16 protein-coding genes are annotated in these 13,398 nt (G+C 65.6%); 9 read left to right on the forward strand and 7 right to left on the reverse strand.

Annotation, left to right across the window (positions count from 1 at the left end; all coding sequences use genetic code 11):
* Positions 1 to 6: 6 nt before the first annotated feature.
* Positions 7 to 1,023: a beta-ketoacyl-ACP synthase III gene (locus DR_RS09975; RefSeq protein WP_027479820.1), complete on the reverse strand. Its 1,017-nt coding sequence runs from the start codon at positions 1,021 to 1,023 to the stop codon at positions 7 to 9.
* Positions 1,024 to 1,156: 133 nt separating this feature from the next.
* Positions 1,157 to 2,554 (reverse strand): trigger factor, encoded by a 1,398-nt coding sequence (gene tig / locus DR_RS09980; RefSeq protein WP_010888581.1) that lies wholly within the window; start codon positions 2,552 to 2,554, stop codon positions 1,157 to 1,159.
* Positions 2,555 to 2,757: 203 nt separating this feature from the next.
* Between tig and DR_RS09985 the strand changes: the two genes are divergently transcribed.
* Positions 2,758 to 3,396, forward strand: coding sequence for a ribonuclease HII (locus DR_RS09985; RefSeq protein WP_010888582.1), 639 nt, complete (start codon positions 2,758 to 2,760; stop codon positions 3,394 to 3,396).
* A 27-nt stretch (positions 3,397 to 3,423) separates the two neighbouring features.
* Positions 3,424 to 3,735 carry a non-heme iron oxygenase ferredoxin subunit gene (locus DR_RS09990; RefSeq protein WP_010888583.1) on the forward strand — a complete coding sequence of 104 codons (312 nt, stop codon included), beginning with the start codon at positions 3,424 to 3,426 and terminating at the stop codon, positions 3,733 to 3,735.
* Positions 3,736 to 3,745: 10 nt separating this feature from the next.
* On the opposite strand, the gene DR_RS09995 is transcribed toward DR_RS09990, so the two are convergent.
* The 5 genes from DR_RS09995 to DR_RS10015 form a co-directional block, all read right to left on the reverse strand.
* On the reverse strand, positions 3,746 to 4,486 hold the full coding sequence (locus DR_RS09995) for a hypothetical protein (RefSeq protein WP_162177654.1): 741 nt from the start codon (positions 4,484 to 4,486) through the stop codon (positions 3,746 to 3,748).
* Positions 4,487 to 4,547: 61 nt separating this feature from the next.
* On the reverse strand, positions 4,548 to 5,102 hold the full coding sequence (locus tag DR_RS10000) for a hypothetical protein (protein ID WP_010888585.1): 555 nt from the start codon (positions 5,100 to 5,102) through the stop codon (positions 4,548 to 4,550).
* 18 nt (positions 5,103 to 5,120) lie between these two features.
* Positions 5,121 to 6,254 carry a permease prefix domain 1-containing protein gene (locus tag DR_RS10005; protein WP_010888586.1) on the reverse strand — a complete coding sequence of 378 codons (1,134 nt, stop codon included), beginning with the start codon at positions 6,252 to 6,254 and terminating at the stop codon, positions 5,121 to 5,123.
* Positions 6,255 to 6,259: 5 nt separating this feature from the next.
* Positions 6,260 to 6,583: a PadR family transcriptional regulator gene (locus tag DR_RS10010; RefSeq protein WP_010888587.1), complete on the reverse strand. Its 324-nt coding sequence runs from the start codon at positions 6,581 to 6,583 to the stop codon at positions 6,260 to 6,262.
* A gap of 173 nt (positions 6,584 to 6,756) precedes the next feature.
* Entirely contained in the window at positions 6,757 to 8,319 is a 1,563-nt protein-coding gene (locus DR_RS10015; RefSeq protein WP_010888588.1) for an ABC transporter substrate-binding protein, read from the reverse strand.
* A gap of 146 nt (positions 8,320 to 8,465) precedes the next feature.
* On the opposite strand from DR_RS10015, the gene DR_RS10020 reads away from it, so the two are divergent.
* The 7 genes from DR_RS10020 (at position 8,466) to DR_RS16865 (ending at position 13,379) form a co-directional block, all read left to right on the forward strand.
* Positions 8,466 to 9,128 carry a hypothetical protein gene (locus DR_RS10020; protein WP_010888589.1) on the forward strand — a complete coding sequence of 221 codons (663 nt, stop codon included), beginning with the start codon at positions 8,466 to 8,468 and terminating at the stop codon, positions 9,126 to 9,128.
* A gap of 107 nt (positions 9,129 to 9,235) precedes the next feature.
* The gene (locus DR_RS10025; RefSeq protein ID WP_051618937.1) at positions 9,236 to 9,682 is read left to right on the forward strand and encodes a hypothetical protein; all 447 of its coding nucleotides are present in this window, start codon (positions 9,236 to 9,238) and stop codon (positions 9,680 to 9,682) included.
* Positions 9,679 to 10,680 carry an ADP-ribosylglycohydrolase family protein gene (locus tag DR_RS10030; protein WP_010888591.1) on the forward strand — a complete coding sequence of 334 codons (1,002 nt, stop codon included), beginning with the start codon at positions 9,679 to 9,681 and terminating at the stop codon, positions 10,678 to 10,680. The genes DR_RS10025 and DR_RS10030 overlap by 4 nt, the downstream gene beginning before the upstream one ends.
* On the forward strand, positions 10,677 to 11,234 hold the full coding sequence (locus DR_RS10035) for a nucleotidyltransferase family protein (protein ID WP_010888592.1): 558 nt from the start codon (positions 10,677 to 10,679) through the stop codon (positions 11,232 to 11,234). The genes DR_RS10030 and DR_RS10035 overlap by 4 nt, the downstream gene beginning before the upstream one ends.
* A 74-nt stretch (positions 11,235 to 11,308) precedes the next feature.
* On the forward strand, positions 11,309 to 12,508 hold the full coding sequence (locus tag DR_RS10040) for an acetyl-CoA C-acetyltransferase (protein ID WP_010888593.1): 1,200 nt from the start codon (positions 11,309 to 11,311) through the stop codon (positions 12,506 to 12,508).
* Positions 12,509 to 12,696: 188 nt separating this feature from the next.
* Positions 12,697 to 13,227 (forward strand): ankyrin repeat domain-containing protein, encoded by a 531-nt coding sequence (locus DR_RS10045; protein ID WP_010888594.1) that lies wholly within the window; start codon positions 12,697 to 12,699, stop codon positions 13,225 to 13,227.
* Complete coding sequence (locus DR_RS16865) at positions 13,125 to 13,379, forward strand: ankyrin repeat domain-containing protein (RefSeq protein ID WP_234944694.1); 255 nt, start codon at positions 13,125 to 13,127, stop codon at positions 13,377 to 13,379. Before DR_RS10045 ends, DR_RS16865 begins: the two co-directional genes overlap by 103 nt.
* Positions 13,380 to 13,398: the final 19 nt, after the last annotated feature.

Consider the following 13,398-nt stretch of genomic DNA (forward strand, 5'->3'; position numbering starts at 1 on the left):
GGGCGGTCAGGACGACTGTTTCCCAGTAGGCCCGCTCCACCACTTCAGCGCCGCCGCTCCCCAGCTCAGGCCACCGCCGAAACCGGCGAGCAGCAGTTGGTCGCCGTCTTTGAAGCGGCCCTGCGCCTGGGCCTCGGCCAGGGCCAGCGGAATACTCGCCGCGCTGGTGTTGCCGTAGCGGTCGAGATTGGTCACCGCCCGCTCGATAGGCAGCCCGAAGCGCTCGCAGGCGGCCTCAATGATGCGGATATTGGCCTGATGGGGAACGAGCCAGTCGATGTCGGCAGTGGTTTTGCCCGCCTGCCGCATGGCCTGCTCGGCGCTGTCGCCCAGGGTACGGACGGCGAACTTGAAGACCTCGCGCCCGTTTTGCGTCAGGTGCGGCCCCATTTCCGTGCCCTCGGGCAGCCGCAGCGCCGCGCCGCGCAGGTAGAGGTGCGGCCCGCCCGCGCTGTCGGCACCCAGCACAAAGGACTGAAAACCGTAGCCTTGCGGCACTTCCCCGATCACCACGCAGCCCGCGCCGTCACCGAAGAGGATGGCGGTGTTGCGGTCGTTCTGGTCCACCGCGCCGCTCATCACCTCGCTGCCGACAATCAATGCTTTTTTCGCCAGCCCGGCCCGGATCATGCCGTAGCCCACGCTCAGGGCGTACAGAAAGCCGCTGCACGCCACGCTCACGTCGAAGGCGGCGGCCCCGCGCAGGCCCGTGCCCCCGGCGATCAGCGCCGCCGTGGAGGGAAACATGGCGTCGGGGCTGCTCGTCGCGCAGATCACCAGGTTCACGCCGTCCAAGGCGCCAGGGAAGCGCCCGGCGAGGTCCTGCGTCGCCCGGATGCCGAGCACGCTGCTGCTCTCGTCGGGAGCCGCGTGGCGCCGCTCGCGGATGCCGGTGCGCGAGGTGATCCAGTCGTCGGAGGTGTCGAGGCGCGTCGCGTAGTGGGCGTTGGTGATCACTGCCGCCGGGGCGTAGGCGCCCACCGCCAGGATGCCGATGGCAGGCGCAGAAAGGGATGCCGTCATGACGTGACCGTAACACCTGCCCGGCCCGCCCGACAGGAAAATGGGGCTGTCTGAACCGGGTTCAAGGGCGCTACCCACCCGCAAAAGAAAAAGGCGCATCCCGCAGGACACGCCTCTCCCCACTTGAACAGCCTTATTCGGACTGCTGCTCGCCTTCGCTCTGAGCCGTTTCGGTCTGGCCCGCGTCGTTCTGAGCGGTTTCAGTCTGGGCAGGCTCGCTCTGCTCGGTGCCCGCAGCTTCGGTGCCGGTCGCTTTGGGGCTGGCCGCTTCGGTGCTCTGGCCTTCGCCGCTGAGCTGGGCGAGGGCCCGCTGGAGGCCGCGTTCGCGCAGCAGGCTGATGTAGTACGACTGCACGCCGTCCTGGCCGAGCTGCTGCACGAGCTGCTGCACGTTCATGCCGTTGGCCTGGGCGAGGTTCATCAGGGTCTGGTTGAACTCGGCCTCGTTCACCTGCGCGTTCAGGTCGGTGGCGAGCTGCTCGAGGGCGAGGTCACGGCGCACGCGGGTTTCGGCGTTCTTGGTGAGGTCGGCCTCGAACTCGTCGAGCTTGCCCTGCTCCTGCATGAAGGCTTCGTATTCCTTCCACTGCACGCCCTGGCGGCGCAGGTCGTCCTGAATTTCGCTCATCATGCCTTCGCGGCGGCGGTCGATCAGGGCCTGGGGAATCTCGACGGTCATGCCTTCCACGAGGTGGCCCACGAGTTCCTCGCGGCGCAGGTTGTCGCCTTCCTGCTGAGCGCGGCGCTCGAGTTCCTCACGCAGGTCGGTGCGCAGCTTGTCCATCGACTCGTAGTTCAGGCTGGTCGCGAACTCGTCGTTCAGGTCCTGAAGCTTCTTGCTGCTCACTTCGACGACCTTCACGCGCACGGTGTGCTCGGCGTGCTCGTGGTCGCCGTGCTGGTGGGCGGGCACGGTAATGTCCACCACGTCGCCCGCGCTCTTGCCGAGCAGGGCGTTGCGGACGTGCTCTTCGGCCATGTCGAGGTAGATGGGGTAGCTGCCGCCTTCCTCGCTGTCCCCCTCGCCGAGTTCCTGGATGGTCACCTGGTCGGCAGCTTCGATGGGACGCTCGGCCTTCTCGAACGAGGCGTTGCGCTCGCGCAGGTCGCTGAGGGTCTGCTCGAGCACCTCGTCGGTGATTTCGGGCGCCTGGGCGCTGACCTTGAGGCCCTGCCAGTCTCCGAGCTTGACTTCGGGGTAGGTTTCGCCCTTGACGGTGAACTCGAACGCCTGGCCGCTCTGCACGTCCTGGGGATCGACGGTGGCGTCCACGAGGTTGAGCCCCAGCTCGCGCAGGCCCTGCGAGTAGTGGGTTTCGAGCAGGCGGTCGCGCACCTGCGACTCCACGTAGCCCTTGCCCACGCGGTTCTCGATCACCTTGCGCGGCGCCTTGCCGGGGCGGAACCCGGGCACGCGCACGTCACGGGCGAGGCCCGCCCACACCTGGTCATAGGCGCGGTTCACTTCGGCGGCGGGCACCGACACCTTGAACTCGACCTTGTTGCCTTCCTTGCTGATCAGCTCTGCCATGAGTCTCCCATCTGGCCGCCCGGCTCCTCGCGCGGGCGGCGGTCCTTATCAGGTTGTGTTGTCGCCCTGTTGTGCCGGGCCGGGGTCCGAACCTGGACGACGCGGCGGGCGAGCGACAAGCCAACGGAGATGATACGGCTTTTCGCGCCACACATGCGAGCGCGGGCCGTCCGGGGGCTGACCGGCCCCGCTATGCTGCCCCCATGACCGTTCCCTCCACCACTCCCGATTGGGCTTACGAGCGCGAGCACTGGCGGCGCGGGCACTTCCGGGTGGCGGGCGTAGACGAGGCCGGGCGCGGCGCGTGGGCGGGGCCGCTGACGGTGGCGGCGGTGATTTTGCCCGGCACGTCGCAGGAGTATCCCTTCCGCGACAGCAAGCAACTGAGCCCCGCCGCGCGTGAGGAATACGCCGCCGAGGTGCGCCGGGTCGCCGTCGCCTGGGCCGTGGAACACGCCTGGCCGGAGGAAATCGACCGACTGAACGTGCTGGGCGCCACCCACGCCGCCGCGCTGCGGGCGATTGCCCGGCTGGAGCCGCCGCCGCAGGCCCTGGTGACCGATTACCTGCGCCTGCGGGCCGACCTGCCGCTGAGCGCGCCCCCCAGAGCCGACGCCCTGAGCTACAGCGTGGCCGCCGCCAGCCTGCTTGCCAAAACCGAGCGTGACCGGCTGATGCGCGAGCTGGACGCCGAGTTTCCCGGCTACGGCTTCGCGGCGCACAAGGGCTACGGCGCTCCCGCCCACCGCGCCGCGCTGCGCGAACTGGGCGTCACCGAGCAGCACCGCCGCTCCTACGCGCCGATTCGGGCACTGCTGGCGGCGCCGGAGCCGCTGCTTTGAGGGCCGACATCTGGCAGACTCCGGCCCATGAGTGAACGAGTGATGGCCGGACAGGTGGCGGAGATGCCCGCAGGCTTTCAGGGCGAAGTAAAGGTGGGCGGCGTGGGCGTGGTCGTCATCAACTACGAGGGCGAGTTCTACGCCCTGCGGAACAACTGCACGCACAAGGACTTTCCGCTGCTCGGCGGTGACGTGTCGAGCGGCAAAATCACCTGCGAAAAGCACGGCGGCAAATTTGAATTGACGACAGGAAAAGCGCGGGCGCTGCCTGCCGTCAAAGCGGTCAAGATTTATAAGACTGAGGTGGAAGGCGGGGCGGTGTACGTCTCCGAACTCTGAACGCAGGCGGTCAGGATTTGGGGAGGAAGATGCCGGATTTGAGGTCACGTAGGTTGACGCCCGTGACTTTGACCAGCAGGGCAGGTACTTCGTCGCCGCTGAGTGAAGGACTGAGAGCGCGAACATCGTTCACGAACTTGAGAGAATGATGCTGGGGGAAACGGTAAAGCGTTGCGCTGCCGTTTTGGGCAACCGGGGCCAGGTCAACGAAATAGGTGTCGGCATCCTTCTTGGTGAGCAGCATCACCACTTCGCCCGCCTTGAGGCCAGTCTTGACCGTCATTTGGGGCCATGTATCTGTTTCAGGGAAGCGCCGGTCTATGCCTCCGTAGCTGGCACTCCAACCCTGCTCCAGCTTGGGCGAGGTCAACGCACCAACGAGAAGGCCAATCATCTGATGGTAGAAGTTCATGCCCGCCACCGGTTGCGCCTGCGTTCCCAAACGCACTTTGAGCGGTCCGAAGGAAAGCAAAGGATTGTCGTAGCCCGAGAGCTTGATTTCCGGGGTCAGCGGCTCGCGCAACGTGTTGATGATGAGCATTTCGGCGGGTACGTAGCCCTGACCACCAGTAGTAAATCGGGGCATGAGGACACGCCACTGACCATCAGGAAAAGTGATGTACAAGGTGCCGTCAGGCTTGAATTTGGTCTTCAGGCCCGCTGATTCATAGGCTTGTTGTACGTCGTTGAGGCCGATATAACAATAGTCCGTGCAGTTTTGGAATTCAGCTAACCAAGCTGCGATAAACACGGCGTTTTTTGTCCCTCCCTCCTTGCGGGGGAGGTTGGGATGGGGGAGCGCAAATGGCGTCCTAGACAGCAAGATCTTGATCGCCCTCTGTAACGACCACAAAACTGCACGAACCATTGATATAAGCCCCTTGATATAAAGCCTTCTGACTGGGCGCGTAACAGGTTTTTCCCGCCTCGCGGCTGATGATAACCACGTCTCTTGTTGGGGCCTCAGCGTCAAGCACGCAAAGCTTTTTGGTTTCCAGGGGACTTTGGGACAGGGCCGGCAGTGCCGCGGTCACTTCGCGGAAAGTGCCGCCCCCCGCCAGCGCGTAAAAAGCAGCACTTGCCGCAAGAGCAACGCCAGCAGTCAAAGCAATCAATTTCGGCATGTTGTGTACTCCATTCAGGCTCAGGCCCACTTGCCAGGGCGAGCCGAGGTCCGCCAGGGCCAGGCGCAAAGCGTCTTGCGGCGCGTGCCCCGTCAGCACGTAACGGTCAACCAGACCGAGCGCGTGTTCTTCCAGCTCGTCCCGAACCTCCTGCGCGTGCTCGGGGGGCAAACCCAGCGTGGCGCGGCGCAGGTAACGGTCCAGATTGGCTTGGGCGAGCGGAGAGGACAGGGCAGCGTGCATGGGGACCTCGGGGGAAAGTTACTGGGCGCTTCGGGGGAGGAAGATGCCGGACTTGAGGTTGTTCAACGGCACGTGGCTCACCCGCACGGCCATGGCATTGATCCGTCCGCCGGTGGGATAGGGACCGAGTTGGGCGGGGTCTGCCACGAACCGCAACTGCTCATGTGCCGTCTTGAATTGTATTTTCCCGTCCTGGCCGACGGGAACGATGTCGGTGTCGTAGACCTCACCCGCCTTCTTGGTGAAGACCAGAACGACTTCGCCGGGTGGAAGGTCCGTCTGCGCCACACGAACGAGCGGGCCGGTTTCGCCACCGCTCAGGCTGTGGTTTTGCGGCTGCCCGTAGACCACGCTGCTCACCAATTCCAGCCCTAACCCCCGGTAAAAGGCCGGGCCGATATTCTGATGACCCTCGCCAAACCTGAGTTTCAGGTCTCCCACCGTCAGCGTGGGCTGGGCGTAGCCGCTGAGTTGTGGGGCAGCGCCGCCCTTGACTGGCCTATTCATCAGGTCAGATGCCAAGCCTGAAGCCAGGAAATAGAGGTCGTTGCCCACGGTGAAAAAAGGCACCATACGAATACGCTCACCGCCTGTCAGTGTTACCTGCCAGAGACTACCGGAAAGATGTTCGACGGTGCCCCCATGAGCAGAGACTGCTTTTTTCAGCGTGCTGAGGCTAATAAATGCGCCCTCATACGTCTTTTTGTCGTTGAAGGTATAGCAGGTCACACCGTTTTTCTCGCTCACAATGGTGATGTTGGAACCGCTCGGCTTGGTGCCGCGCACGCACGATGGTGTCACAGGCTGCGTCGTGCGAATGGGTAAGGTCAGGGGCGGGTTGCCACCGCCTGCCAAGGCGTACAGACCAGCGGTCACGGCGAGCGCGGCGATTCCACCTATAGAAATCAATTTCGGCATGTTATGCACTCCGTTCATTCCAGCACTCACGCGCAGGGGCGGGCCCAACTCGGCGAGTGCCTGGGCAAGAGCTTGTTCGGGGGCCGCGCCCCGCCACTCAAGCTGCTCGGCGCGGCAGTAGACGTGTTCTTCGAGTTCGTCCCAGACTTCCTGTCGCCTGCTCGCGGGCAGTCCGGCGGTGGCGCGGCGCAGGTACGTTTGCAGGGCGGGGGGCGGGGCGGTCACGGCGGTCATGGCCCTCAGCTCCCGGCGAGACGGTGCACGGCCCCGGTGAAGGTCTGAAACTCCTCGCGCTTCTGCGCCAGCCGTTGCCGGCCGAGGTCGGTAATCGCGTAGTACTTGCGCGGCTTGCCGTTGCGCCCGGCCTCGCCAAACTGCGCGGCGAGCAGGCCGTCCACTTCCAGGCGGTGCAGCGCGGGATACAGGCTGCCTTCCTTGAACTCGAAGTACCCGTCCGTCCGGTCCTTGGCCTCCTGAATGATGGCGAAGCCGTAGAGGGGCCGCCGTTCCAGGATGCTCAGGAGAATCAGGTCGAGATTGCCGCGCAACAGGTCAGGGTTCATGGTCACTCCTCTTCGGGCCTCGGCCACGCGGCGTCCCACGCGGTTGCGGCCCCACATAGCTATGTCTGTCTACATAGTCTGCCTAAGTTATTCGAATGTCAAGCCTAGTCTGCCTATGGTTCTAGAGATCAAAAAAGGGCCACGTCGCCGCAGCCCTCTTTTATGGCATCGATTTATTTCTGCACTGTCACCAAGTTGAGCGAGCCCACCGTACTCAGCGGCCCGGTAATCCAGCCCTTGACGTAGGTGCGGGCGGCGGCGGGGGCGGTGCTGTGGACCAGCGGCAGCCGCACGTTGGCGTTGTAGGTCAGTTCGTGAAGCTGCTTGTAGTAAGGGGCTTTCTGGGCCTGGGTCAATGCGGCGCGGCCCTTGTTCAGCGTGTTCAGGATGTTGCCGGGGTTGAAGCCGATGTCGTCGCTGCCCTTGTCGCCGTAGAAGGCACTGTAGAAGTTGTCGGGGTCGTTGTAGTCGCCACCCCAGCCGTAGAGGTACATCTGAAAGACCCCGGCGCGGCGGTCTTCGAGGTACTTGGGCCAGTCCTCGGTCTTCAGGTTGACCTTGATGCCGATGGCGCCCAGGTCGGCGGCAATCGCTTCGGCCACCGGCTTGGGGGTGGGGAGGTAGTTGCGGCTGATCGACGGATACCACAGGTCGATGCTGAAGCCGTTCGGGTAGCCGGCTTCGGTCAGCAGCCGTTTGGCGACCTGGGCATTGACCTTGACGGGCGGCACGTTCTTGCTGTTGGCCCAGGCCATGCTCGGCGGCAACATGCTGTTGTCCACGCTGCCCAGTTCACCCCAGAAGGCGTCCACGATGGCGGGGCGGTTGACAGCGAAACGGATGGCCTCGCGCACCTTGGCGTTTTTCAGCGCGGGGTGCCGCACGTTCATGTTCAGCAGGCCCACATTGAAGGAGGTCGGCAGCACCAGGGTCAGGCGCTTGTCGGCCTTGATTTGGGCCGTCGCTTCGGGGTTGAGGTTGCTGGTGAAGTCCACCGTTCCGGCGCGGACTTCGTTGAGGCGCTGCGCCGGGTCTTTGATGAAGCGGAAGACGAGGCGGTCCAGGGTACTCCTGGTGCCCCAGTAGTTGGGGTTGGGGCGGAAGTTGAGGCGGTCACCGGCCTTCCAACTTTCCAGGATGAACGCACCCGTGCCCACCGCACTGCCCGCTGGCGTGCCGTATCTGGTGCCCTGTTTCTTGACGGCGGTCGGGCTGGCGATACCGAAATAGTAGCTGCCGATGAGTGCCGGAAACGCGGTCACGGGCTTGTTAAGCGTGAACACCACGGTGTCGCCCGACTTGCTCACCGAACGCAGCAAACTGCCCGCCTCGCCCTTGTTGCCGCCGAGGAGTTGCGGCCAGACATCGAAGGTCGCGCCGTAGCGGTAGGCATTCTTCTTGTCCCACCAGCGGCTTACGTTAAAAATCACGGCGTCGGCGTTGAAGGGCGTGCCGTCGTGAAACTTGACGCCCTTACGCAGCGTGAAGGTCCAGACCGTCGCCGCCGCGTTGCTTTTCCAGCTCGTCGCCAGCGCGGGAACGAGTTCCGCCGTACCGGGCTTGAAATCAATCAGACGGTCATAAATCTGCGCGTCACCCTGCAAGCTGGGGCTGTCGCCGCCGTTGCCCGCGTTGAGGTTGACCGGTTCGCCGGGAGCGCCGTAGACAAGCGTGCCCGCAGCCCCCGCCTGAGAAAGCAGCGTCAATGTGAGCAACGTCAAAAAACCTTTTTGCATCTGAAACTCCTTACGCGGGGGAGATGCCGAACAGACCCCTGCATGATGGTTGATAAATTTTATCAGCTTTGAGAAAGAGCTCTAGAGTTTTCAGCCTGTTCCCGGCGCAGTGTCACGGCTACCCAGAGGGGTGACAAGCTGAGGGCATGAAGTCCTGGATGCTGCGGGCGCCCGCTGACGTTCTCTCCCCTGCTGACGAGGCGGCTTGCCGGGCGGCGTTGAGGGGGAGAACGGCGGCGCAGGTACCCGCCACACTGCCGAAATGGGTCTTTTTGCGCTGGCTGACGGAACAGGGTTTTTTGCTGCATGGGTCGCCTGTTGGCGAACTCACGGAACTGCGCCCGGCAGAGAAGGCTTACCGGCAGCCCGACGAGTTCAGCAACACCATCGGCGTTTACGCCGCATCGGACGGCATTTGGGCCATGATGTACGCCCTCCGCAATCCGCAGACCACTCAGATGAGCGATATGGGCCTGCGCCTCCAGAAAAATGGGCAGTGGGGCGAAATGTGCTATTTCATGTCTCTGGCGCCGAGGCAAGGGCAAGTCAACAGGGTGGAAGAGTTGCTCGTGAGTGGCACGGTCTACGTCCTGAGCAGGGAGGGATTTCAAAATTCATCGCCTTACCACAATCCTGGCCTCGGCGAAGTTCAGGAAAGTCATTGGGTTTGCCCCACTCCCGTCCGGCCCCTTTTCGCCGTGCCCGTGCAGGCCGCCGATTTTCCCCTGCCCGTGCGCCTGCATGACCGGGAGACGGTGGACGCCCGCTGTCAAGCGGACCCGTGGGGCTTTCCCTGGCTGGACCCTTAGAACACTTGCCAGAAAATGCCCCCCTCACCCCTGCCTTTGGCAGGCCCTCTCCCACTAGGGTAGAGGGTCGAAAGGCGAAACATTCCCAGGCCGCGCTACCCTGCGGCATGACCGCAGAGGCGACAGCTCCCGGCCCCAGGGCGCGGGCGTATCACGAGTACCTGGCCGCAGAGGGCTACCGCCCGCAGTTCGACGGCGACGGCGACGTGGAATTCAAGGCCGAAGGGTTTTACCTGTGCTGCTTTGCCAACGAGGACGACCCGCAGTACCTCTACCTCGCCGCGCCCAATGTCTGGGCGCTGGAAGACGCCGGGGAGCGCACGCAGGCGCTCGACATCGCCATGCACCTGCAAATGCTTTACAAGGGCCTGAAAGTAGTCGTGCTGAGCGACACGGTGTGGATGAGCTACCAGGGCTTTCTGGAAGACGAAGCCGCCTTTCGCGGCGTGTTGGGCCGGGTCATCGACCTGCTGCTCACGGGGGTGCGCGACTTTCACCGCCGGATGCGTGAGGAAACGCTTCCTGCCGAGGAACACAGCGGAGTGCAGGCGTGAGCGCCGCGCCCGCCCCGGCCCTCATCGCCCTGCTGTCCCTGAGCGCCGCCGACGCGTTGGGGGCCGCCACCGAATTCAAGACGCCCGAGGCGATTCGCGCCCGCTACGGCGAGAGCATTTCGACCTATCAGCCCGGCAGCGTCTTCGGGTTCGCGCCCGGCGAGGCCACCGACGACAGCCAGATGGTGGCGGCGACCCTGCTCGGCTACCGAAAGGGCGACGGGCTACCGGGCGTTCTCGCGGGCCTGCGCGACTGGCTGTCCACCGCGCCGCCCGACGTGGGGGGGCTGACCCGCGCCGCGCTGCGCCTGGGCACCCTCGACGGCGGCGTGCGCGCCTGGGAACACAGCCGCTTCCAGAGCGCGGGCAACGGCGGCCTGATGAGAATCGCGGCGGTGTGGCTGCGCGGCTTTCAGGGCGAGGAATTGAACCGCGAAAGCGCCCTCGTGACCGCGCTGACCCACGCCGACCCGCGCTGCGTGTTCGCGTCGGTGTTTTTTACGGCGCTGCTGGGGCGGCTGGCGGCGGGTCAACCCTTCCAGGCCGCCGCTGAGGAGAGTCTGCAAGTGATGGACGCCTCCGACGCCCGCTCCGTGCTGCTTGATGCTGGATTGTTCGGCGTGGACACCCGCGCGGCTTTTGGCGCCTTCAAGGCCACCGAGCGTCAGGCCCGCGCCGACGTGCGCCGGGCAGCCCGCGCGGGCCTGAGCGGGCAGGTGAGGTCGCAGAGCGGCTACGTGCTGGACACCTTGCAGGCGGCGCTGGCACACGCACAGGCGGGCACCTGGCTGGGGTGCGTGGAGCCCGCTGTGCTGCTCGGCGACGATTCCGACACGGTGGCCTGCGTGGTCGGCGCGCTTTGCGGGGCACGGGGGCTGACCTCCCCCGAACTGGAGGTGCCGGAGCATCTGCTGCCGGAGCTGCGGCTGGGCCACTCCTGGCCGGGGTGGCAGCGGGATTGGGCCTGCACCGAGCATTTCCCCGAACTGCTGGCATGACCGAAGAGGAGTTTCTGGCGCTGGTGCGGCACAACCCGGTCAACGCGGCCCTGCTGGACCGGCTGCCGCAACTCGCTGCCTTTGCGCCGGGAGCCCTGCTGGTGGCAGGCTCACTGTTCGGCACCGTCTGGAACGTGCAAAGTAGCAACGACCCGGCGGCGCACATCAAGGACTACGACCTCTTCTACTGGGACGCCGACCTCAGCTACGAGGCCGAGGACGCCGTGATTCGGCGGGCGGCGCTGCTTTTCGCCGACCTCAGTGCCCCCATCGAGCTTCGCAACCAGGCCCGCGTGCACCTGTGGTTCAATCCCAAGCACGGCCTGAACCGCCCGCCCATCCGGAGCGTGCAGGAAGGCATAGACCAGTTTCTCATCGAGTGCACCTGCCTGGGCATCGACGCGCAGGGGAATGTTTACGCGCCCTACGGCCTGGACGACATGGCGGCGGGCCTGCTGAAACGCAACGCCCTGAACCACTCGCCGGGGCTGTACGCCGCCAAAGCGGAGAGCTACCGCGCCCGCTGGCCCTGGCTGCGAGATGTGCCTGTGTGATGCAGCGGCGTGATACCGGGCAAGTGTCGCCCGGTGAACAGCGAAATGGAGGACGGCCCCGTTAAACTCTAGGTATGTCTGAAAAAATTGTCATCGTGGCGGCCAAGCGCACGCCCATCGGCAGCTTCATGGGAAGCCTGAAAGACGTGTCGGCGGTCGACCTCGGCGTCACGGCGGCGGGCGCAGTCCTGAGCGGCGTGAGCGACGAAGTGAAGGCCGACATTGCCGACGTCATCGTGGGCTGCGTGCTCCAGGCGGGCCAGGGCATGAACGTGGCGCGGCAGGTGGGGCGCGGCGCCGGGCTGCCCGACGCGGTGCCGGGACAGACCATCAACCGCATGTGCGGCAGTGGTTTGCAGTCGGTGGTGAGCGCCATTCAGGGCCTCAAGTCCGGCGACGGCCAGATTTACCTCGCGGGCGGCACCGAGTCCATGAGCCGCGCGCCCTACCTGCTCCCCAAGGCCCGTGAAGGCTACCGGCTGGGGCACGGCGAGATTCTCGACACCATCCTGACCGACGGCCTGACCGACGTGTTCCACAACTACCACATGGGCACGACCGCCGAGAACCTCGCCGAGAAATACGGCATTTCCCGTGAGGACCAGGACGCCTTCGCGCTCGAATCACAAAAGCGCGCCGCCGCCGCCATCGAAGGCGGATACTTCGGCGACGAAGTGGTGCCGGTGGAAGTCCCGACCCGCAAGGGCCCGGTGACCTTCGACAAGGACGAGCACCCCCGCGCCACGTCGCTCGAAGCGCTCGCCAAGCTGCGGCCCGCCTTCAAGAAGGACGGCGGCACCGTCACGGCAGGCAACGCCAGCGGCATCAACGACGGCGCGGCGATGGTGCTCGTCACCACCGAGAGCTACGCGCAGGAACGCGGGCTGCCTATCCTGGCCGAGGTGAAGGGCTACTCGAACGTGGGCGTGGACCCGGCCATCATGGGTATCGGCCCGGCCTACGCGGTGCCGCTGGCGGTCAAGCGGGCGGGGCTGTCGATGAGCGACGTGGACCTCTTCGAACTCAACGAAGCCTTCGCCGCGCAGAGCCTCGCCGTGCTGCGCGACCTGGGGCAGCAGGGGGCCGAGGTGGACCCCGCCCACGTCAACCTGACCGGCGGCGCGATTGCGCTGGGCCACCCCATCGGCGCGTCGGGTGCCCGCGTGCTGACCACGCTGATTCACCAGTTGCGCCGCACCGGCAAGGAAACCGGCGTGGCGAGCCTGTGCATCGGCGGCGGCATGGGGATTGCGCTGGTGTTGCAGGCCCGCTGACACCGACCCGCTTACACCGGGGGCGTAGAGCATTTGACATAAGAGTGCTTGGCGTTTTTGACCCTCTACCCTTGTGGGAGAGGGCCTTGCGCAGCAAGGGGTGAGGGGGTCTTTAAACAGGTAAGGGCGGAGGGGAACAGAATCCTCTCCGCCCTTCCTTTTGCCGCTGCACCCTCTACCCTGTCCCCATGTCCGACGCCGTGACCACCCTTTTCACCGCCATTCACGCCAACAACCCCGAGGGCGTGCGCCTGCTGGTGCGGGCCGAGCCGGAACTCTTGCAAGCGCGCAGCCCGAGCGGCCTGTCGCCGGTCATGTTCGCGGCGTACTACCAGCGGCCTTACGTGCTCGACGTGCTGCTGGCGGCGGGCCCGGAACTGGACGTGTTCGAGGCGGCGGCGACGGGCCAGCCCCTACCGGAAGGAGCGGACGTGAACGCCTTCAACCCCGACGGCTTCACGCCCCTACACCTCGCCGCCATGTTCGGGCGCACGGAGGCGGCGCGGGCGCTGCTCGGCGGCGGGGCGGACCTGCACGCGCTGAGCCGCAACCCGCAGCGGCCTCTCCCCTGCACTCGGCGCTCGGCGGGCGACAGTGGGAGACGGCGCGGCTGCTGCTGGAGCAGGGCGCCGACTCGCACGCCGCGCAACCCGGCGGCTGGACCCCGCTGCTGCTGGCGGTGCGCGAGGGCGCGGCAGACCTGGTGGCCGAGTTGCTGACGCGGGGCGCCGACCCCCACGCCCGCACCAACGACGGCGAGAGCGCGGCGGACCTCGCGCGGGACAACGAGCACGAGGGGCTGCTGCGGCAGTTCCCGGTGCTGGCCCAGGCGGGCACCGAGAGCCAGGACGCCCCACCTCGCCCAAACTGAGCCGCAATTAACGATTCCA

The sequence above is a fragment of the Deinococcus radiodurans R1 = ATCC 13939 = DSM 20539 genome, assembly GCF_000008565.1.
GTDB classification, from domain to species: domain Bacteria; phylum Deinococcota; class Deinococci; order Deinococcales; family Deinococcaceae; genus Deinococcus; species Deinococcus radiodurans.